General features: G+C 73.4%; 18 protein-coding genes and 1 pseudogene. 9 read left to right on the forward strand and 10 right to left on the reverse strand.

The annotated features are described in order from the left end of the window. Nucleotides 1–65: 65 nt before the first annotated feature. Nucleotides 66–1,280 carry an MFS transporter gene (locus ABZ340_RS07105; protein WP_358780734.1) on the reverse strand — a complete coding sequence of 405 codons (1,215 nt, stop codon included), beginning with the start codon at nucleotides 1,278–1,280 and terminating at the stop codon, nucleotides 66–68. A gap of 136 nt (nucleotides 1,281–1,416) precedes the next feature. Continuing rightward, entirely contained in the window at nucleotides 1,417–2,469 is a 1,053-nt protein-coding gene (locus ABZ340_RS07110; RefSeq protein WP_358780735.1) for an endonuclease/exonuclease/phosphatase family protein, read from the reverse strand. A 300-nt stretch (nucleotides 2,470–2,769) separates the two neighbouring features. On the opposite strand from ABZ340_RS07110, the gene panB reads away from it, so the two are divergent. From panB to ABZ340_RS07125, 3 genes are all read left to right on the forward strand, one after another. After that, nucleotides 2,770–3,636 carry a 3-methyl-2-oxobutanoate hydroxymethyltransferase gene (panB, locus tag ABZ340_RS07115; RefSeq protein WP_358780736.1) on the forward strand — a complete coding sequence of 289 codons (867 nt, stop codon included), beginning with the start codon at nucleotides 2,770–2,772 and terminating at the stop codon, nucleotides 3,634–3,636. 266 nt (nucleotides 3,637–3,902) lie between these two features. After that, nucleotides 3,903–4,928 (forward strand): ATP-binding cassette domain-containing protein, encoded by a 1,026-nt coding sequence (locus ABZ340_RS07120; RefSeq protein ID WP_358780737.1) that lies wholly within the window; start codon nucleotides 3,903–3,905, stop codon nucleotides 4,926–4,928. Continuing rightward, a complete protein-coding gene (locus tag ABZ340_RS07125) occupies nucleotides 4,925–5,731 on the forward strand; it encodes an ABC transporter permease (RefSeq protein WP_358780738.1) in 807 nt (268 codons plus the stop codon). Before ABZ340_RS07120 ends, ABZ340_RS07125 begins: the two co-directional genes overlap by 4 nt. A gap of 4 nt (nucleotides 5,732–5,735) precedes the next feature. On the opposite strand, the gene ABZ340_RS07130 is transcribed toward ABZ340_RS07125, so the two are convergent. Both ABZ340_RS07130 and ABZ340_RS07135 read right to left on the reverse strand, forming a co-directional pair. Continuing rightward, a complete protein-coding gene (locus ABZ340_RS07130) occupies nucleotides 5,736–9,101 on the reverse strand; it encodes a BTAD domain-containing putative transcriptional regulator (protein WP_358780739.1) in 3,366 nt (1,121 codons plus the stop codon). Nucleotides 9,102–9,148: 47 nt separating this feature from the next. Next, nucleotides 9,149–9,694, reverse strand: coding sequence for a Uma2 family endonuclease (locus ABZ340_RS07135; RefSeq protein ID WP_358780740.1), 546 nt, complete (start codon nucleotides 9,692–9,694; stop codon nucleotides 9,149–9,151). Between the two features lie 130 nt (nucleotides 9,695–9,824). On the opposite strand from ABZ340_RS07135, the gene ABZ340_RS07140 reads away from it, so the two are divergent. Then, nucleotides 9,825–10,622 (forward strand): site-2 protease family protein, encoded by a 798-nt coding sequence (locus ABZ340_RS07140; RefSeq protein ID WP_358780741.1) that lies wholly within the window; start codon nucleotides 9,825–9,827, stop codon nucleotides 10,620–10,622. A 60-nt stretch (nucleotides 10,623–10,682) separates the two neighbouring features. Here ABZ340_RS07140 and ABZ340_RS07145 read toward each other — a convergent pair whose 3' ends face one another. Continuing rightward, entirely contained in the window at nucleotides 10,683–10,874 is a 192-nt protein-coding gene (locus tag ABZ340_RS07145) for a hypothetical protein (protein WP_358780742.1), read from the reverse strand. A 64-nt stretch (nucleotides 10,875–10,938) separates the two neighbouring features. Further along, nucleotides 10,939–11,655 (reverse strand): NADPH-dependent F420 reductase, encoded by a 717-nt coding sequence (gene npdG, locus ABZ340_RS07150; RefSeq protein ID WP_358780743.1) that lies wholly within the window; start codon nucleotides 11,653–11,655, stop codon nucleotides 10,939–10,941. Between the two features lie 130 nt (nucleotides 11,656–11,785). On the opposite strand from npdG, the gene ABZ340_RS07155 reads away from it, so the two are divergent. After that, complete coding sequence (locus ABZ340_RS07155) at nucleotides 11,786–12,388, forward strand: hypothetical protein (protein ID WP_358780744.1); 603 nt, start codon at nucleotides 11,786–11,788, stop codon at nucleotides 12,386–12,388. A gap of 62 nt (nucleotides 12,389–12,450) precedes the next feature. Here ABZ340_RS07155 and ABZ340_RS07160 read toward each other — a convergent pair whose 3' ends face one another. Then, on the reverse strand, nucleotides 12,451–12,681 hold the full coding sequence (locus ABZ340_RS07160; RefSeq protein ID WP_358780745.1) for a hypothetical protein: 231 nt from the start codon (nucleotides 12,679–12,681) through the stop codon (nucleotides 12,451–12,453). Between the two features lie 58 nt (nucleotides 12,682–12,739). On the opposite strand from ABZ340_RS07160, the gene map reads away from it, so the two are divergent. After that, complete coding sequence (gene map, locus ABZ340_RS07165; protein ID WP_358780746.1) at nucleotides 12,740–13,597, forward strand: type I methionyl aminopeptidase; 858 nt, start codon at nucleotides 12,740–12,742, stop codon at nucleotides 13,595–13,597. Between the two features lie 226 nt (nucleotides 13,598–13,823). Beyond that, nucleotides 13,824–14,471: a biliverdin-producing heme oxygenase gene (locus ABZ340_RS07170; RefSeq protein ID WP_358780747.1), complete on the forward strand. Its 648-nt coding sequence runs from the start codon at nucleotides 13,824–13,826 to the stop codon at nucleotides 14,469–14,471. 112 nt (nucleotides 14,472–14,583) lie between these two features. On the opposite strand, the gene ABZ340_RS07175 is transcribed toward ABZ340_RS07170, so the two are convergent. Continuing rightward, nucleotides 14,584–15,228 carry a PhzF family phenazine biosynthesis protein gene (locus ABZ340_RS07175; protein WP_358780748.1) on the reverse strand — a complete coding sequence of 215 codons (645 nt, stop codon included), beginning with the start codon at nucleotides 15,226–15,228 and terminating at the stop codon, nucleotides 14,584–14,586. A 235-nt stretch (nucleotides 15,229–15,463) separates the two neighbouring features. On the opposite strand from ABZ340_RS07175, the gene ABZ340_RS07180 reads away from it, so the two are divergent. Continuing rightward, nucleotides 15,464–16,390 carry a hypothetical protein gene (locus ABZ340_RS07180; protein ID WP_358780890.1) on the forward strand — a complete coding sequence of 309 codons (927 nt, stop codon included), beginning with the start codon at nucleotides 15,464–15,466 and terminating at the stop codon, nucleotides 16,388–16,390. A 153-nt stretch (nucleotides 16,391–16,543) separates the two neighbouring features. Here ABZ340_RS07180 and ABZ340_RS07185 read toward each other — a convergent pair whose 3' ends face one another. After that, nucleotides 16,544–17,278, reverse strand: a complete 735-nt coding sequence (locus tag ABZ340_RS07185; RefSeq protein ID WP_358780749.1) for a bifunctional DNA primase/polymerase — start codon at nucleotides 17,276–17,278, stop codon at nucleotides 16,544–16,546. Between the two features lie 269 nt (nucleotides 17,279–17,547). Then, nucleotides 17,548–18,237: a TetR/AcrR family transcriptional regulator gene (locus ABZ340_RS07190; RefSeq protein WP_358780750.1), complete on the reverse strand. Its 690-nt coding sequence runs from the start codon at nucleotides 18,235–18,237 to the stop codon at nucleotides 17,548–17,550. Nucleotides 18,238–18,358: 121 nt separating this feature from the next. Between ABZ340_RS07190 and ABZ340_RS07195 the strand changes: the two are divergent. Continuing rightward, a pseudogene (locus ABZ340_RS07195) lies at nucleotides 18,359–18,544 on the forward strand (DUF6243 family protein); the annotation flags it as partial. Nucleotides 18,545–18,568: the final 24 nt, after the last annotated feature.

The raw sequence follows: 18,568 nt of genomic DNA on the forward strand, positions 1-18,568 counted from the left end.
GCCTCACGGCAGAAGGACGGGCCACCCCGCGTGGCGGGATGGCCCGGTCCGGTGCCCCCTAGGTGTCAGCGGCGTGCGGTCCGCGCGGGCTCCGGGACGTGCCCGGTGACCACGCGCTCCCGGCCGGCCCGCGGAGAGCGCCGGTCGACGGTGTACGCGAGGGCGGCCACCGCGAGGCCGAGGACCGCGAGGGCGGCGCCGGCCAGGGCGGGGGACGTGACGCCGAAGCCCGCCGCCAGGGCGAGGCCGCCGATCCAGGCGCCGCCGGCGTTGGCGAGGTTGAAGGCGGCCTGGTTGGCGGAGGAGGCCAGGGAGGGGGCCGCGGCGGCCTTCTCCATGACCATCAGCTGGAGGGGGGAGCCGGTGACGAAGGCGGCCGTGCCGAGCAGGGCGACCGCCAGCGCCGCCGTGACCGGCGTGCGCATCAGCACGGGGAAGAGGGCGAGGACCGCGACGAGCGAGACCAGGCCGCCGAAGAGGGTGGCCCGCAGGGAGTGGTCGGCGAGCCGGCCGCCCAGCAGGTTGCCCGCGGTGGCGCCCACGCCGAACAGGGCCAGCAGCAGCGTCACGCTGGCGTCGGCGTACCCGGCGGCGTCGGTGAGCATCGGCGTGATGTAGCTGTACGCGGCGAAGAGCGCGCCGAAGCCGGCCACGGTGGTGCCGAGGGCCAGCCAGACGGGCAGGGAGCGCAGGGCCGCCAGTTCGCCGCGCAGGCCGGACGCGGGCGCCGGGGCGTGGTCGCGGGGGATCAGGAACGCGAGCGCGGCGATCGCCGCCACGCCGATCGCGCTGACGCCGAGGAAGGTCGCCCGCCAGCCGAGGTGCTGGCCCATGGCGGTGGCTGCGGGCACGCCCACGATGTTGGCGACCGTCAGGCCGAGGAACATCAGGGAGACGGAGCGGGCCTTGCGTTCGGGGGCCACCATGCCGGTGGCGACCACGGCGCCGACGCCGAAGAAGGCGCCGTGCGGCAGGCCGCTGACGAAACGGGCGGCCAGCAGGGTGCCGTTGCCCGGCGCGGCGGCCGACAGGGCGTTGCCCGCCACGAAGAGGGCCATCAGGCCGATGAGGACGGTACGGCGGGACAGCCGGGCGGTCACCGCCGCGAGCAGCGGGGCGCCGATGACGACGCCCAGCGCGTACGCCGAGACCAGGTGGCCGGCGGCGGGGATCGAGATGTCCAGATCGTCCGCGACGTCGGGCAGCAGGCCCATCATCACGAACTCGGTCGTACCGATGCCGAAGGCGCCCACGGCAAGGGCGAGCAGGGCCAGGGGCATGAAGGGTCGTGCCTTTCGAGAGCGGAGGTCCGTACGTTCGTATGTTCCCGTACGGAACAAAGCGTCTCAGGCCGAGTATTCCGCGAGGTTACGGGGTGGTTGCCGAGGGCCACCGAATACGAGGTGACCTGGGGTTTCAGGACGCGGATGTGTCGACCTTCACACGGGCGGCGACCGGGAGGTGGTCGCTGCCGGTCTCCGGCAGGGTCCAGCTCGTCTCCGGCTCGACGCCCGTGACGAGGATCTGGTCGATGCGGGCCATCGGGAACGACGCCGGCCAGCTGAAGCCGAAGCCGTCGCCGGCCGCGCCCTGCGTGGAGCGCATCTGGGAGGTGATGGCGTTCAGCGCGCGGTCGTTCATCGTGCCGTTGAGGTCGCCGAGGAGGATCTTCTTGTCGAGCCGCTCACCGGCGATGGCCTCGCCCAGCGCGTCGGCGCTCTTGTCCCGCTGCCGGGCGGTGAACCCGGCCTCCAGTTTCACCCGGACGGAGGGGAGGTGGGCGACGTAGACGGCGACCGGCCCGGCGGGGGTGGCCACCGTGGCCCGCATTGCGCGCTTCCAGCCGAGGCGGATGTCGACCGCATCGACGTCGCTCATCGGGTACTTGCTCCACAGCCCGACCGTGCCGACGACCGCGTGGTACTCGTACGTCGACGCCAGCGCGTTCTCGTAGGTGGGGACCGCGGACGCCTTCAGCTCCTCCAGGGCGAGCACGTCCGCGCCGGAGGCGGCCACGGCCCGGGCGGTGCCGGCGGGGTCCGCGTTGCCGGCGTTGACGTTGTGGGTGGCCACCGTCAGGTCGCCGCCGGCGGCGGTCTTCTCGGTGAGCAGGCCGCCGAAGAGGTTCAGCCACACGACCGCCGGAACCAGGACCGCGATCAGCGCCGTCGCCGAGCGGCGCAGCAGGGCGACCGCCAGGAGGACGGGGACCAGCAGGCCCAGCCACGGCAGGAAGGTTTCCGTGAGGCTGCCGAGGTTGCCGACGGCGTTCGGGATGTGGGAGTGCGCCGCCATGACGACCGCGAGGAGGACGGCCACGGCGGCGGTGAACAGGCCGCGGCGCCAGATCCGCCGGTCGCCTCTCCAGCCCGTGACCAGCCGGTCCAACAGGCGCCGGAACCGGGGGCCCCGGTGCTCGGGTCCCGAGCCGCCGTTGTCCGTCTCCGTCATGTACGCCTGCTGCGCCATACCGTCGCCTCACTGCCTGCCGTGCACACCGTCGCCCCCGTGCCACAAGACCCTAGGGGATGATCGGCTCCGTTCCCGCCGTCCATGACGGCCGTACGGGCAGGATGACGTGGATGCCGGTGTGCGGAGTTGCAGCGAAGGGCACGGCGTGTGGTGCTTGTGACGAAACGCGCACATTCGAGGGCGGGACGCCGGTTCGCGCCGGGGGTGCTCTGGTCCTCGCCGGCACGAGGTGCCACCATGGAGGGGATCCGGGGACGCCGTCAGGGCGCCTCGAGATGACATGAAGGAGCCGTTGCCATGACGCAGCTTTCGGCTGCCCGCAACAAGCCCGCCGACGGCAGCAAGGCGCTGTACGGGGGCAAGGGCACCCGCCGCATCACCGTCCGCGACATCGCCGCCGCCAAGGAGCGCGGCGAGAAGTGGCCGATGCTCACCGCGTACGACGCGATGACCGCGTCCGTGTTCGACGAGGCCGGCATCCCGGTCATGCTCGTCGGCGACTCCGCGGGCAACTGCCACCTCGGGTACGACACCACCGTGCCCGTCACCCTCGACGAGATGACCATGCTGTCGGCGGCCGTCGTACGGGGTACCGGCCGCGCCCTGATCGTCGCCGACCTGCCGTTCGGCTCGTACCAGGAGGGGCCGGTGCAGGCGCTGCGCTCGGCGACCCGGCTGGTGAAGGAGGCGGGCGTCGGCGCCGTGAAGCTGGAGGGCGGCGAGCGCTCGCACCGGCAGATCGAGCTGCTGGTGGAGTCCGGCATCCCGGTGATGGCCCACATCGGGCTCACCCCGCAGTCCGTCCACGCCATGGGCTACCGCGTGCAGGGGCGCGGCGAGGAGGCGGCCCAGCAGCTGCTGCGGGACGCCAAGGCCGTGCAGGACGCCGGCGCCTTCGCCGTGGTGCTGGAACTGGTGCCGGCCGAGCTCGCGGCCGAGGTGACGCGGACCCTGCACATCCCGACCGTCGGCATCGGGGCGGGACCGGAGACGGACGCGCAGGTGCTGGTGTGGACCGACATGCTCGGGCTGACCGGCGGCCGGGTGCCGAAGTTCGTGAAGAAGTACGCCGACCTGCGTCAGGTGATGGGTGACGCGGCGAAGGCGTTCGCCGAGGACGTCGTCGGCGGAACGTTCCCGCAGGAGGAGCACTCCGTCCACTGAGCCCTCCCGGCCGAGCCATCGCGGTAGCACGGGCAGCCCGCCGATCCTCCCCCGTCGGCGGGCTGCCCCTTTTTCATCCCGCCGTGCCCGTGCCCCGCCCTGCCTCTCGTGCCCGTGCCCCGTTCCGCCTCTCCTGCCCGCGCCCCGTCCCTCGTGCCCGCGCCCGGCACCGCGGTCGGCTGCCGGCCGGCCGGCTGTCGGCGGGATGTCGGTGCCGTCGGCCGGCTGTCGGCGGTTTGTCGGCGGGGCCTGGGAGCGTCTTCCGCATGACGCGAATCGACGACTTCCCCGAGGCCGCGCAGAACGCGGTCACCGTGCGGGGACTGGTCAAGCACTACGGCGAGACCAAGGCGCTGGACGGTGTCGACCTGGACGTGCGGCAGGGCACCGTGATGGGTGTCCTCGGGCCGAACGGGGCCGGCAAGACCACCCTCGTACGCATCCTGTCCACCCTGCTGACCCCCGACGCCGGGCAGGCCACCGTCGCCGGCTACGACGTGGTGCGGCAGCCGCGGCAGCTGCGGCGCGTGATCGGGCTCACCGGGCAGTACGCCTCCGTGGACGAGAAGCTCCCCGGCTGGGAGAACCTGTACATGATCGGCCGGCTGCTGGACCTGCCCCGCAAGGAGGCCCGGCGCCGCGCCGACGAGATGCTGGAGCGGTTCTCGCTCACCGAGGCCGCCCGGCGGCCCGCGGGAACGTACTCCGGCGGCATGCGGCGCCGGCTGGACCTGGCCGCCTCCATGATCGGGCGGCCGGTGGTGCTGTACCTGGACGAGCCCACCACCGGACTGGACCCGCGCACCCGCAACGAGGTGTGGGACGAGGTCCAGCGGATGGTCGGGGACGGGGTGACCGTCCTGCTCACCACCCAGTACATGGAGGAGGCCGAGCAGCTCGCCTCCGAGCTGACCGTCGTCGACCGCGGCAAGGTCATCGCCAACGGCGGCATCGAGGAGCTGAAGGCGAAGGTCGGCGGCCGCACCCTGCGGATACGCCCGGCCGACCCGGCGCAGCTGCGTCCCCTGGCCGCCTTCCTGGACGAGCTGGGCGTCACCGGCCTGGCCACCGCCACCGTGGACGCCGAGCGCGGCTGCGTCCTGGTGCCGATCCTCAGCGACGAGCAGCTGACCGCCGTGGTCGGCGCCGTCGGCTCGCGCGGCATCACGCTCGCCGCCGTCACCACCGAACTGCCCAGCCTGGACGAGGTGTTCCTGTCCCTCACCGGCCACCGTGCCAGTGCCCCGCAGGACGCCGCGCCCGCCGACACCCGTCAGGAGGTCGCCGTATGAGCGCCGCCACCGTCCAGCCCGACGCCCGCATCTCCCCGCGCGCCCATCTGCGGCACACCGGCGCGCTGGTCCGCCGCAACCTGCTGTGGATCCGGCAGGACCCCGAGTCGATGTTCGACGCCCTGCTGTTCCCGATCGTCTTCACGCTGCTGTTCGTGTACGTCTTCGGCGGGTCGATCGGGCAGTCGCTGGGCGGCGGGCAGCAGGCGTACGTGCAGTACGTCGTGCCCGGACTGATGGCCATGATGGGCATGAACATGGCCCAAGGCGTGGGCACCGGCTTCAACCAGGACTTCAACTCCGGTGTGATGGACCGCTTCCGGTCCCTGCCGATCGGACGCGGTTCGGTGCTGTTCGCCAAGATCGCGGTGGAGCTGCTGCGGATGCTGTTCGCGACCGCGGTGCTGATGATCGTCGCCGTCCTGGTGGGCTTCGACGTCACCGACTGGGCCGGGCTGCTGGCCTCGGTGGGCCTGTCGGCGGTGTTCGGCTCGGCCCTGATGTGGGTGTTCCTCACCCTCGGCGTGGTGATGAAGAGCGCGCAGGCCGTGCAGGGGATGGGGTTCCTGGTGCTGATGCCGTTGCAGTTCGGCTCGTCGATCTTCGCGCCGACCGACTCGATGCCGGGCTGGCTCCAGGCCTTCACCGACTACAACCCGCTCTCCTCCCTCGCGGACGCCGCGCGGGGGCTGATGGTGGGCGGTCCCGTCGCGCACGACCTGTGGGTGACGCTCGGCTGGTCGGTGGTGCTGACGGCGGTGATGGCGCCCGTCGCGATCCACAAGTTCCGTACGAAGCACTGACCGGTCAGGCCAGGGACCGGACCAGGGCGGTGGCCTCCTCGGGGGAGAGGCCACCGCCCTCGGCGTACGCGGCCTCGTACGCCTCGGCGCCGAGCACCTCCCGGGCCCGTGCGGCGGCCCGTTCGCAGATGTCGCGCTCCAGGGCCGTGGCGACGTGGGCGGGCGGCGTCGCCGCGGCGGCGGCGCCCAGGCACCGGGCGGCGTCCCGGACCCGGCGCCCGCCCTCGACGCGGGCCAGCGCCATCGCGGCGATGGTCAGGCAGGTGGAGCGCGCGTGCGGGGCGATGGCCGTGGACAGGGGGTCGTCGGCCCGTTCCAGGGCCTTGCGGATCATCGTCAGGGACTCCTCGTGGCGGTCCTCCAGCGTGGCCAGCCATGCCTCCGAGGCGAGGATGAAGGAGTCGAAGACGACGAAGTGGGTGATCGTGAACTCCTCCCGCAGCAGCCGCAGCTGCTCGCGCGCCTCGGCGGTCCGGCCGGTCATGCCGAGCCGTCCGGCGAGGAAGAGCCGGGCGGCGGGCAGGGCCCCGTTGTGCGCCGACCCGGCCGTCTGCTCGATCACCTCGCGCAGGATGCGCTCGCCCCGTTCGGCCTCGGCCGCGTCGCCGAAGTCCAGCAGCGCGTTGCCGAGCCGGGCGCGCAACACCGCCACCTGGGCGTGGGCGCCCAGGCGTTCGGCGTGCTCCGCGGCGGTCTCGTAGTCGGCGGCGGCGAGCAGGTGGCGGCCCTTGCGCTCGTGGGCCTCGGCCCGCGCGGAGAGCGCCTCGGCGGTTCCCCAGGCGTCGCCCAGGCGCCGGTAGATCTCCAGCGCCTCGTCGGCGTCGCGGGCCGCGTCGCCCGCCCAGTCGGCCCGGTTGGCGAGCAGGTTGGCGCGCATGTGCAGGACTCCGGCGAGCTCCCACTCGTAGCCGGGCGTCTCGCGGCAGGTCCGCACGGCGGCGTCGACGACCGCGTGCAGCCGGTCCATGTCGCCGGTGAGCATCACGGCGTAGATCCAGAGCAGGCCGGGGCTGCGGCAGGTCTGCGGCATGCCGGGCTCGTAGGCGGCGGAGATGGCGTGCAGCTTGCGCTGCGCCCGCGGGTTCTGCCAGGCGTCCAGCTCGGTGTCCATGCAGGCCAGGTGGGCCAGGTGGACGCCGCGCCGGGCCTCGGCGAGGACCTCCCCGGTCATGGGGGGCGGCGTGGCCGTGCACGGCTCCCACAGGGGGGTGGCGGACCGGACCGGTTCGGCGAACGGGTCGGGGCCGAGGGCCATGACCTCGCCGCACCAGGTGCGGGCCTCGACGCGCAGGTCCCGCGTCTGCCAGTACCAGACGAGGGACAGCACCAGGCACAGCGCCTCCTGCTCGTCGCGCGCGGCGACGGCGCGGCGCAGGGCGGTGCGCAGGTTCTCGTACTCCCGCTCCAGGCGCCCGATGGCGGCGAGCTGCCGCGGGCCGCGCAGCAGCGGGTCGGTGGTGCGGGCGAGTTCGCGGTAGTACGTCAGGTGGGCGCGTTCGGCGTCCGCGCGCCCGCCGGTCTCGTCGAGGCGTTCGGCCGCGTACTCGGCGACGGTCTCCAGGAGGCGGTAGCGCATCTCGCCGTCGTCCGACGGGGCGGCCACCACCAGCGACTTGTCGACGAGGGAGCCGAGGGCCTCCAGCGCGGCGGGCCCGCACACGGCCTCGGCAGCGGCGAGGTCGCAGCCGCCCGCGAAGACCGACAGGCGGCGCAGCACGTCGCGTTCGTCCTCGTCGAGCAGTTCCCAGGACCAGTCGACGACCGCGCGCAGGGTCTGCTGGCGGGGCAGGACGGTGCGGCTGCCGGAGGTGAGCAGGCGGAATCGGTCGTCGAGCCGGTCGGCGATCTGGCGGGGCGTCAGCAGACGGAGGCGGGCGGCGGCCAGTTCGATGGCCAGGGGCAGGCCGTCCAGGCGGCGGCAGATCTCGGCGCAGGCGTCGGGGTCGTCCTCGACGCGGAAGCCGGGGCGGGCGGCGGCGCCCCGGTCGGCGAGGAGCGTCAGCGCCGCCGGTTCGGGCAGCGGCTCCACCGGGCGCAGCAACTCCCCCGGTACGCCGAGGGGTTCGCGGCTGGTGGCCAGGACGGTGAGGTGCGGGCAGCGGGCGAGCAGGTCCTCGGTGAGGCGGGCGGCGGCCTCGACGACGTGCTCGCAGTTGTCCAGGACGATCAGCATGCGGCGCCGGCCGCAGTGCTCGACGAGCCGGTCGACGGGGTTGCCGCCCCGGTCGGTGACGGCCCGTATCTCCTCGGCGCCGGCGCCATAGAGCACGGTCTCGCGGGCGCCGACGGCGGTCAGGACGGCCTCGGGGACGGCGTCCGGGTCGTCGACCGGCGCGAGCTCGGCCAGCCACACGCCGTCCCGGGCCACGTCCCCCGCGGCTTCGGCGGCCTCCTGCGACAGGCGGGTCTTGCCGGCGCCGCCGGGCCCGAGCAGGGTGACGAGGCGGGCGGTGGCGAGGTCGTCCCGGATCGCCTCGAGGTCGGCGTCCCGGCCGACGAAGGAGGTCAGGCGGGCGCGGAGATTGCCGCGCGGGCGGGCGGCCCGGGCGGGCGGGGCGGCGGGCACGGGTGCGGGTTCGGGTATGGGCGCGGGCGCGGAGGCAGGTGTGGGCGCGGGCGCGGGTGTGGGCGCGGGCGCGGGGTCCGGCTGGAGCAACTCGCCGTGCAGGGCCCGCAGCTCGGGTCCCGGGTCGGCCCCGAGCCGGTCCGCGAGGAGCCGCCGTACGTCCTCGTAGGCGGCCAGCGCCTCGGCGGTGCGGCCGGTGTCGCGCAGGGCGCGCAGCCGCAGGGCCTGGAGGGGTTCGTCCAGGGGGTGGGCGTCGCACAGGGCGGTCAGCTCGGGCAGGGCCCGCTCGGCGTGGCCGAGGGCGAGCGCGGCGGTGTGGCGGGCGCGCAGCGCGTCCAGGTGCCGGGTCTCCCGGCGGGCCGCCTCGGCGGTGCGGCCGGGCAGGTCGGCCAGGGCGGGGTCCCGCCACAGGGCGAGGGCGTCGTCGAGCCGTTCGGCCGCCTTGGCGGCGTCGCCGTCGGCCAGGGCGCGCAGGCCCTCGCCGGTCAGCCGCTCGAAGCGGTGCAGGTCGACGTCGTCGGGGGCGGCGGTGAGCCGGTAGCCGCCGCCGGCGGAGGCGACCGCGTCCGCGCCGAGCGCCCGGCGCAACCGTCCGACCAGCGCCTGGAGGGCCCCGGTCGCGTCGGCGGGCGGGTCGTCGCCCCACACCTCCTCCACCAGCAGGCCCGCCGGCACGGTCCGGCCGGGACGCAGGGCCAGCACGGTCAGCAGGGCGCGCAGCCGCGCCCCGCCGACCGGGACGGCGGTGCCGTCGGGGCGGAGTGCCTGGGTGGTGCCGAGGATGCGGTAGCGCACGGGGTCCATTGTCCCTGCGGATGTCTGTGCGGACGCTCCGGCGCCGCGCGTGGGTTTCACACGCGCATGAACTGGGAGGAGTCGAGGGTGAGGGTGCGGTCGCCGACCGGAATGTCGATCTCCTCGCCGAACACGCCGGACAGGGTGCGTCGGTATGCCCCGTCCTCCGGCCGGGTCAGCAGGGTCCAGGTGGCCGCCAGCACGTCGACGACCAGGTACGCGGGAATGCCGCGCAGCGCGTAGTGCTCGGGCTTGGTGTTGTAGTCGCGGTGCTTGCTCTCCGGCGACACGACCTCCACCACGAACGGCAGCAGCGCTTCGTGGATCTCGCTCTTGGCGGGGTCCACCTGTTCGAGGGGCAGCGCCGAGGCGTCCGGCTCGGGCTTGTAGCCTTCCCGGGGCGGGACCACCGAGAACTCGCCGACCGGTGCCCAGCCCGGCAGTCCCTCCTCGATCTGGTTGGCGATCCGCCGGGCCGTGGTGGTGTGGGCATGGGTGACCGGTACCAAAGTGAGCCCGTTCCTCGTGAGCCGGAGGCGCGCGCTCCTGGGGAGTTCCACTGCTTCCTGCATGGACTCGACCCAGCTGTCGGCGATCGTCATGGCCACCTCCTCTAGCGACTCGGTTACAGCGTAACGAGTAGCAGGAACCTCCGTCCGTCCGCAGGACGTTCTCCTCCCGTCACCGGTACGGTCGACGCCGCGCCGTCCCCCATGTCAGGAGTCCTGCCCGATGACCACCGCCACCACCCGCCACGGCGAGCGGCGTATCAGCCCCGTCTTCGTCGGGATCCTGGCCGTCGCCGCGGTCACCGGCTGGGCCACCTGGACCGGGTTCGCCGAGCAGCCGGGCCTGGCCGTGTTCCTGTTCGTGACGTCCGCGTGGATCGTCTCCCTGTGCCTGCACGAGTACGCGCACGCGCGCACCGCCCTGCACGGCGGCGACATCTCGGTCGGCGCGAAGGGCTACCTGACGCTGAACCCGCTGAAGTACACGCACGCGCTGCTGAGCATCGTGCTGCCGGTGATCTTCGTGATCATGGGCGGGATCGGTCTGCCGGGCGGGGCGGTGTTCATCGAGCGCGGGCGCATCCCGGGCCGCTGGCGGCACAGCCTGGTCTCCGCGGCGGGCCCGCTGACGAACGTGCTGTTCGCCGTGGTGTGCACGGCCCCGTTCTGGCTGGACGCGCTGGACGGCGTGCCGCGCGACGCCCGGCTCGCGCTGGCCTTCCTGGCGCTGCTCCAGGTCACGGCCGCGATCTTGAACTTCCTGCCGGTGCCGGGCCTGGACGGCTACGGGGTGATCGAGCCCTGGCTGTCGTACAACGTGCGGCGGCAGCTGGAGCCGTTCGCGCCGTTCGGCCTGCTGCTGGTGTTCGCGCTGCTGTGGGTGCCGGCGCTGAACGGCGCGTTCTTCGGCGCGGTCGACGCGGTCCTGCGCGCGCTCGGGATCGGCGACTTCGACACGTACTGCGGCTTCGAGCTGTACCGCTTCTGGCAGACGGCCGAGATCTGCTCGGCCACGCCGTGACCGGCGGCGGGAGTGGCCGGGCGGTGGCCGGTGGTCGTCGGGCGGGAGCGGCGGGCGCGGTCAGCCCGTGGTCGTGGAGGAGCGGCGGGCGTCCCGGCCGCGCTTGAGGTAGTACCAGCACATGTTGGACGACACACCGGTCAGCAGCACCCACACGACCCCCATCGGCACGCTGCCCTGCACGAACGAGACGACGGCGGCGGCGAGAGCGAGCACGCAGACGATCAGGGCGTAGACGGCGAGGCGGGGCATGGGGTCGGCTCCTGTCGGGGGACACGGGTGACACGGTTTGCGTCCCCCAGTGTCCCCCATCGCCTCATACGTCCGTGACCCGGAGCCCCGCGTGCGCCTTGTAGCGGCGGTTGACGGAGATCAGGTTGGCGACCAGCGACTCGACCTGGTGGGCGTTGCGCAGCCGTCCGGCGAAGATGCCGCGCATGCCGGGGATGCGCCCGGCGAGGGCCTGCACGGTCTCCACGTCGGCGCGCGCCTCGCCCAGCACCATGACGTCGGTGTCGATCTCCTCGATCGCCGGGTCCTGGAGCAGCACGGCGGACAGGTGGTGGAAGGCGGCGGTGACCCGGCTGTCCGGCAGCAGCGCGGCGGCCTGCTCGGCGGCGCTGCCCTCCTCCGGCTTGAGGGCGTAGGCGCCCTTCTTGTCGAAGCCGAGCGGGTTGACGCAGTCGACGACGAGCTTGCCGGCCAGCTCCTCGCGCAGGGACTTCAGGGTCTCGCCGTGGCCTTCCCAGGGCACGGCGACGATCACGACGTCGCTGCGGCGGGCGGTCTCGGCGTTGTCGGCGCCCTCGATGCCGTGCCCGAGCTCCTCGGCGGCGGCCCGTGCGCGCTCGGCGGCCCGCGAGCCGATGATCACCTTCTGGCCGGCCTTGGCGAACCGGTAGGCCAGGCCCTTGCCCTGCGGCCCGGTCCCGCCCAGCACCCCGACGACCAGCCCGGAGACGTCGGGCAGGTCCCAGGGGTCCTTGGCGGGGGCCTTCTGCGCACCCTGTGCGGCACTGTCGGTAGAGGTCATGGGCCGACTCTACGTCCGCCCCGCCGCACCCACCGGATCGGGTGAGCCGCGTGCCCGGTCCCGGCGCCGGACCGGGGGAATCCGGGGCGAACCGCCGGTCCCGGGCGGCCGGTTGCGGCAGGATGCGCCCATGGACGCCGTACGGGTCGCGCTGCTGCGCGAGGTGCTCGCCGGGACCGAGTGGCTGGGGGCCACCCGCAGCTTCGCGGGGGCGCTGCGGGGGTCGGTGGTGTCGCACGGGGGCGGACTGCTGCTGGTGGGCACGGAGCGGTACGAGCCGTGGCACCTGGCCGCCCACCTGGTGGACGAGGCGGCGTGGTCGGGGACGCCGGAGCTGGCCCCGACCCTGGTACGGCACGATCCGCGCCCGGCGGACCCGCCGCATCTGGCGGTGGGGCTGGGGCGGCTGGCGGCGGCCCGGCGCGGTGAGACGCTGCTGGTGGTGGCGCCGGAGGAACCCGGCCCCCCTCTTCTCGAACGTGTGCACGACGCCCGGCGGGCGGGGGCGACGGTGCTGGCCCTGGACGCCGGGGAGGGCGACCTGGCGGCCATGGCGCACGAGGAACTGGCGGTGCCGGAGGGGGCCGAGCTGGACCTGGACACCGTGCAGCACCTGGTCAGCGCCGCGGCGGGCGAGAACGCGCTGCCCGCGCCCCGGGGCCGGCGGCGCCTGCGGGACCGCCTGTCCCGGCTGGCGGACCAGCTGACGGCACCGCCACCCGGGCACTGGTAGGGAGCGGGCCCGTCAGTCGTCGCAGGGGGCGGTCCCGTCAGTCGTCGTAGGGGGCGGGCCGGTCAGTCGTCGTCCGTGCGGGCCGCGGGGGCGTCGTGCCAGCGCGGGTCGTTCTCCCACTGGAGGTTGCGCTCGCGGGCGGTCTCCATCGCGTGCTGGGCCTCCGCGCGGGAGGCGTACGGTCCGAAGCGGTCCTTGCCCGGGCAGTCGGGCCCCTCTTCGACCTTCCTGTGCTCCAGGCAGTAGTACCACTCGCCCGGCTTTCCGGCCGTGCGCTTCTTGAACAGGGCCATGAGCGGCTCCTTTCGCCGGGGACATGGTCTCGTATGCCCGCTGGTTAGACTCGCTGTCATGTCTGGCCAGTCGCTGCTCGTACCAGGGGAGCTGTCTCCCACCCGTTCCGTACCCGGAAACATCCGCCGCCCCGAGTACGTCGGCAAGCCGGCGCCCACGCCGTACACCGGCCCGGAGGTGCAGACGCCCGAGACGATCGAGGCGATGCGCGTCGCCGGGCGGATCGCGGCGCAGGCGATGGCCGAGGCCGCCAAGCTCATCGCGCCGGGCGTGACCACGGACGAACTGGACCGGGTCGCGCACGAGTACATGTGCGACCACGGCGCCTACCCCTCCACGCTCGGTTACCGCGGCTTCCCCAAGTCGCTGTGCACCTCGATCAACGAGGTGATCTGCCACGGCATCCCGGACTCCACGGTGCTGCGCGACGGCGACATCGTCAACCTGGACGTGACGGCGTACATCGGCGGCGTACACGGCGACAACAACGCCACCTATCTGGTCGGGGATGTCGACGAGGAGAGCCGCCTGCTGGTCGAGCGCACCCGCGAGGCGCTCAACCGGGCGATCAAGGCGGTCAAGCCGGGCCGCCAGATCAACGTCATCGGCCGGGTCATCGAGTCGTACGCCAAGCGCTTCGGATACGGCGTCGTCCGCGACTTCACCGGCCACGGCATCAACACCTCGTTCCACTCCGGGCTGATCGTCCCGCACTACGACAGCCCGCACGCGACGACCGTCATGAAGCCCGGGATGACGTTCACGATCGAGCCGATGCTGACGCTCGGCACGCACGAGTACGACATGTGGGACGACGGCTGGACGGTCGTGACGAAGGACCGCAAGCGCACCGCCCAGTTCGAGCACACGCTGGTGGTGACGGAGACGGGGGCGGACATCCTCACGCTGCCGTAGCCCTCCGGGCCGCTGGATCTCCGGGCCACTGGGCCTGCGGGCCGCCGGTTCCGGCGGACGTCCGCCGCGCCCCGCGCATCGACGACGACCCGCCCTCCTTCCGGGAGGGCGGGTTTTTCGCGTCCGATCGGGGTACGGTTTTACCGACAGCCTGTCGGAAACGTTTCCGACGAGCCGTCGGCAAGGGCATTGACTTAGGCAAGCCTTACCAAAGAAGATCGGGCTCATGGACTCCTTCTCGACGCTCATCCGCACCGCCTCCCATGAGCAGCACACGGAGGCCGAGACCTCGACGTTCATGAGCGACCTGCTGGGCGGGCGGCTGGGCGTCGACGCCTACGCCCGGTACACCGAGCAGCTGTGGTTCGTGTACGAGGCGCTGGAGGCCGGGGCCGGCCGGCTGGCGTCCGATCCGGTGGCCGGGCCCTTCATCCGGCCCGAGCTGATGCGCCTGGCCTCGCTGGAGCGCGACCTGGAGCACCTGCGGGGCGCCGGCTGGCGGGCGTCCCTGTCCGCGCTGCCGGCCACGCGGGCCTACGCGGACCGGGTGCGCGAGTGCGCCGAGCGCTGGCCCGGCGGTTACGTCGCCCACCACTACACCCGCTACCTCGGCGACCTGTCCGGCGGCCAGATCATCCGCGGCAAGGCGGAGCGGACGTGGGGTTTCGCGAAGAAGGGCGACGGCGTCCGCTTCTACGTCTTCGAGGAGATCGCCAACCCGGCCGCGTTCAAGCGGGTGTACCGGCAGCTGCTGGACGCGATCCGCGTGGACGACCTGGAGAAGCAGCGGGTGGTGGCGGAGTGCAAGAAGGCGTTCGCCCTGAACACCGCCGTCTTCCGCGCGCTGGGCGAGGAGTTCCCGCTGTCGGCGTGATGCCGCACGGGAGGGGTCACCGCTCGCCGCACGGGAAGCGCCACCGCTCGCCGCACGGGAAGCGCCACCGTTCACCGCACGGGAGGCGTCACCACTCGCCGCGCGGGAGGCGTCACCGCTCCAGGGTCACCCGCCCGCCGATCTCCACCCGGCCGCCCGGCTGCGGTGCCGTCAGGATCTGCGAGCCCGCGCCCTGGGTGATGTTCAGGGCCCGGCCCAGGCGCTCGGTCAGCAGCAGGGCCGCCGCGCCGGTCGCCTCGTCCTCGTCGATGCCGTCACCGCGGCCGGGGAACCCGCGGGCGCGGACCCGGCCGGCCGCCTCGTCCTCCCACGCCCAGGCGTAGATCCACTCCCCCGGCGGCGGTACCGGCAGATCGTCGACCTCGGCGGCGGTGGCGTACCGGCGCAGGGTGCGCGGCGGGGCCCACTCCGCGCGGGCCTCGATCCAGCAGAACTCCCCGTCCTGCCGGGCCCCCACCACCCCGGCGGGCGTGACGAGTTCGGGCACGTCCAGCAGCCAGGCCGTGCCGACACAGGGGTGCCCGGCGAAGGGCAGGCGCAGGGTGGGGGTGTAGATGTCGACGACCCCGCGCTCGGGGTCGTCCACGAACACCGTCTCGCTGAAGCCGAGTCCGGCGGCGAACGCCTGCCGTTTCCCGCGCTCCGGCAGCACCGATCCGTCGCGGACGACGCCCAGCCGGTTGCCGTATCCGCCGCCGGGCCCGCAGAAGACGCGCAGGACGTCGTAATCGATCACGGGGGCATTCAAGCATCGCGCGGGCGGACGTGCGGGCGGACGTGGTGGACGTACGAACCCCGACAGGTCACGGTGTGGCCGCTGTACCCGGACCGGGCGCCCGCGCCCGGCCCCGTCCCGGTAGGGTTCGCCTCCGGAAAGGGGAAGGTGAAGAGACCTGATGAGCAGGGATCGCGGCTCTCTACGGCTCCGCAGGCTTGACCGGAGCGCACTGATAGCGGCCTCCGTGACCGCTTTGTCGTTGACGGCGAGCGGCTGCGTGGTGGTGCACGGCGAGCGCGAGGTGCTCCCGGCGACCACCCGTGCCGAAGCCGCCGAGGCGCTCCGGCAGTTCACGACCGCGTACAACAAGGCGGACAAGGCGTACGACAGTTCGCTGGACGCCGACCACACCACCGGTGCCCTCGCCGCCATCGACGCGGCCCGGCTGAAGGCGGGCAAGGCCAACAACCCGGCCGGCAACCCCACCCATACGCCGCTGGAGCTGACGGACGCGAAGTTCACGATCCCGAAGAAGGCGGGCTGGCCGCGCTGGTTCCTGGCCGACGCCCGCGGCAACAAGGGCGGCGACGCGCGCTGGCTGCTGGTGTTCACCCGCGACGGCCTGGACGAGCCCTGGGAGGTGGCGTACCTGACGCTGGCCGCCGCCGGGGACGTACCGAAGTTCAAGACGGACAAGGACGGGTGGGCCGAGGCCGTCCCCGCCAACTCCACCGACCTCGCCGTCCCGCCCGCCGACCTGAGCAAGGGCTACACCACCTACCTGAAGGACGGCGGGAAGACCTTCGCGGACGGCGTCCACACCAGCGGCTGGCGGGAGTTGCGGAAGAAGTGGGCGATCCGGCCGGGCCTGGCCCGGCAGTACATCGACGAACCGCTGACGAACGGCGACTACGCGCCGCTGGCGCTGCGCACCGCCGACGGCGGCGCGCTGGTCTTCTTCGCCACGCGCCACTTCGAGAAGCAGACCGCCGCGCAGGGCGCCTCCGTGCCCACGCCCAACAAGGACGTGCTGGCGCTGACGACCGGTGAGATCAAGCAGTCCCTGACGATGGAGTTCGTCTCCAACGAGGTCGCCCTCGATCCGGCGAAGGGTTCGGGCGAGGAGCAGGTGACGGTGGTGGGGAGGATCCAGGGCCTGACGTCGGCGCAGGGCGGCTAGGGTCTGTCTGTCCGCGGTGCGGCCGGGGCCCCTCGTCCGGAACGGCCCCGGCTCGATCCCGGCACTGCCCCGACCGGCGTCGCCTCGGCGCCGAGGCGACGCCGGTCGGCGGCCGGTGTGCGTCCGCTGCCAAAGTGGTGGGTTCCGGGACGCTCAGTGGCGTAGGGGCCAGGCCGTGCCCGCGTGGTCGGAGTCCTCGGCTGCGTACCGGGCGCAGGCGTCGGTCAGCGCCTCCAGCAGGGTCAGCGGGTCCGGCAGGGGGTGCTCCGGGCCGCGGACCCAGTGCACCGTCTGGTGCTCGCCGGGCAGCCGGGCGGGCGGTACGAGGACGTAGGAGCCGCGGCAGTGCCAGCGCAGGCCCGGATGCTCGTCCATCGTCTCCGGGTGGCAGTCCAGCTCGCACGGCCACCACTCGTCCTCGTCCTCGGGGGTGCCGCGGGTGAGGGTGAAGAACAGCATGCGGCCGTCGTCGCTCTCGGCGACCGGGCCGACGTCGATCCCCGCGTCGAGCAGCCGGGCGAGCGCCTCGCGGCCGGCCTCCAGGGGGACGTCGAGGACGTCGTGCACCATGCCGGTCGCGGTGATGAAGTTGGCCTGCGGCTGGTGCCGGGCCCAGCGCTCGATCTGCGCGCGGTCGGTCGTGGACTGTGTCTGCCAGGCGAACGAGATCGGGTGCCGGGCCGGGGTGGGACAGCCGACCCGGTCACAGGAGCACATGTAGCCGACCGGGTGCGCGGCGGGCGCCAGCGGCAGTCCCGCGCCGGCGGCGGCGAGCAGCAGGGCCTCCCGGCCGCCTTCACCGGCGGCGGCCTCCTTCGGGCGGCGTCCGCGCAGCCACTGGGAGATTCTGCCCTGCAGGCCGCCTCGGCCGCCGAACTCCGCGCTCATCTATCCCCTCGCCTCGCCGTCGTGCGGAACAGCATGCCCTATGGTCCCACCATCCTGAGCGCCGGGGGGCCGGTGCTCACATTCGGGGCAGGTCGGACACGGGGTACCCCACCGGGCGAGACGTATCCCGCCTGGGCACAGGCGACTCCCCTGCCGCCTCCCCCTGCCCTGCGGGCACCTCCGCCCCCCTGGGGGGGGCACACGTCGTCTTGGTGTACCGCGCGGCCTGCTCGTGGCACCTCCGCCCCCCTGGGGGGCACCCTGCCGGGTCAGCGCGGCGCGAGGCCGTGGAGGGCGTAGTCGACGAGCGTGTCGGTGTACGCGTAGGAGATCGGGGCCGTTCGCTGGAGCCAGCGCTGGGCGAGCGGCGAGACGAAGAGCTCCAGCGCGATGCGCGGGTCGATGTCCGGGCGGACCTGGCCGGCCTCCTGCGCGGAGCGCAGCCGTTCCACGTAGAGCTGGAGGGAGGGCTCCAGCAGCTTGGCGACGAAGACCCGGCCGAGTTCCTCGTTGACGACGCCCTCGGCGGCCAGGGCGCGGGAGAGGGCCTCGAACTTCGGGTCGCGCAGTTCGTCGACGGTGGCCCGCAGCACGGCCTTGAGATCGGCGGCGAGGTCACCGGTGTCCGGGATCGCGTACGACTCCGGGCCGCCGGCCTGCCCGGCGGGCCGCTCCGCGGACGAGGTGGCGGACTGCTCCGCGGCCTGGGTCATCTGTTCGCCCAGGTCGAGGAATGCCTCCAGCAGGACGTCCGCCTTCGACGACCACCAGCGGTAGATCGTCTGCTTTCCGACGCCGGCGCGGGCGGCGATGCCCTCGATGGTGGTCTTCGGGTAGCCGACCTCCACGACGAGCGCGAGGGCGGCGTCGTAGATGGCGCGGCGGGACTTCTCGCTGCGGCGCGAGGTGTCGGGGCGGCGGGGCGCGTCGGGGCGGGGTGCGGACTTCTGGTCGGCCATGGGGCGAATGTATCAGGTTGGCAAGACGGAACGTCTCGCCACACAGTGGAGCGAACGAGAAGGCGAGACGAAACGTCTCGTTTCTATGGAATGCCGAGTGCCGACCGGAAGGAGTTCTGTCATGACCCGAGGTGGAGCCGGAAACATGCTGGGCGTCGGCGGCACCCGTCGACACCTCGGCCGCGAGGCCCTGCGCGGCGGCGGCCGGGGTGGCCGGACCGGCGGCGGCCTCGACCGCCAGGCCCAGAAGCGGGAACTGCTGCGCAAGCTGCAGGAGAAGCGAGAGGAGAGCGAGAGGAGCGGAGAGAACGGGAGGAGCGGAGAGAACGGG

The organism is Streptomyces sp. NPDC006134, from assembly GCF_040628835.1.
Lineage (GTDB): Bacteria > Actinomycetota > Actinomycetes > Streptomycetales > Streptomycetaceae > Streptomyces.

What these genes read in the sequence shown, in the direction of transcription:
- ABZ340_RS07130 (WP_358780739.1), bottom strand. Translation starts at nt 9,101, where the DNA reads ATGGACCCCGTGCGCTACCGCATCCTCGGCACCACCCAGGCACTCCGC.
- ABZ340_RS07155 (WP_358780744.1), top strand. Translation starts at nt 11,786, where the DNA reads ATGGACGCCGTACGGGTCGCGCTGCTGCGCGAGGTGCTCGCCGGGACC.
- ABZ340_RS07110 (WP_358780735.1), bottom strand. Translation starts at nt 2,469, where the DNA reads ATGGCGCAGCAGGCGTACATGACGGAGACGGACAACGGCGGCTCGGGA.
- ABZ340_RS07170 (WP_358780747.1), top strand. Translation starts at nt 13,824, where the DNA reads ATGGACTCCTTCTCGACGCTCATCCGCACCGCCTCCCATGAGCAGCAC.
- npdG (WP_358780743.1), bottom strand. Translation starts at nt 11,655, where the DNA reads ATGACCTCTACCGACAGTGCCGCACAGGGTGCGCAGAAGGCCCCCGCC.
- ABZ340_RS07145 (WP_358780742.1), bottom strand. Translation starts at nt 10,874, where the DNA reads ATGCCCCGCCTCGCCGTCTACGCCCTGATCGTCTGCGTGCTCGCTCTC.
- ABZ340_RS07135 (WP_358780740.1), bottom strand. Translation starts at nt 9,694, where the DNA reads ATGACGATCGCCGACAGCTGGGTCGAGTCCATGCAGGAAGCAGTGGAA.
- ABZ340_RS07105 (WP_358780734.1), bottom strand. Translation starts at nt 1,280, where the DNA reads ATGCCCCTGGCCCTGCTCGCCCTTGCCGTGGGCGCCTTCGGCATCGGT.
- ABZ340_RS07160 (WP_358780745.1), bottom strand. Translation starts at nt 12,681, where the DNA reads ATGGCCCTGTTCAAGAAGCGCACGGCCGGAAAGCCGGGCGAGTGGTAC.
- ABZ340_RS07140 (WP_358780741.1), top strand. Translation starts at nt 9,825, where the DNA reads ATGACCACCGCCACCACCCGCCACGGCGAGCGGCGTATCAGCCCCGTC.
- ABZ340_RS07120 (WP_358780737.1), top strand. Translation starts at nt 3,903, where the DNA reads ATGACGCGAATCGACGACTTCCCCGAGGCCGCGCAGAACGCGGTCACC.
- ABZ340_RS07125 (WP_358780738.1), top strand. Translation starts at nt 4,925, where the DNA reads ATGAGCGCCGCCACCGTCCAGCCCGACGCCCGCATCTCCCCGCGCGCC.
- ABZ340_RS07185 (WP_358780749.1), bottom strand. Translation starts at nt 17,278, where the DNA reads ATGAGCGCGGAGTTCGGCGGCCGAGGCGGCCTGCAGGGCAGAATCTCC.
- panB (WP_358780736.1), top strand. Translation starts at nt 2,770, where the DNA reads ATGACGCAGCTTTCGGCTGCCCGCAACAAGCCCGCCGACGGCAGCAAG.
- ABZ340_RS07190 (WP_358780750.1), bottom strand. Translation starts at nt 18,237, where the DNA reads ATGGCCGACCAGAAGTCCGCACCCCGCCCCGACGCGCCCCGCCGCCCC.
- map (WP_358780746.1), top strand. Translation starts at nt 12,740, where the DNA reads ATGTCTGGCCAGTCGCTGCTCGTACCAGGGGAGCTGTCTCCCACCCGT.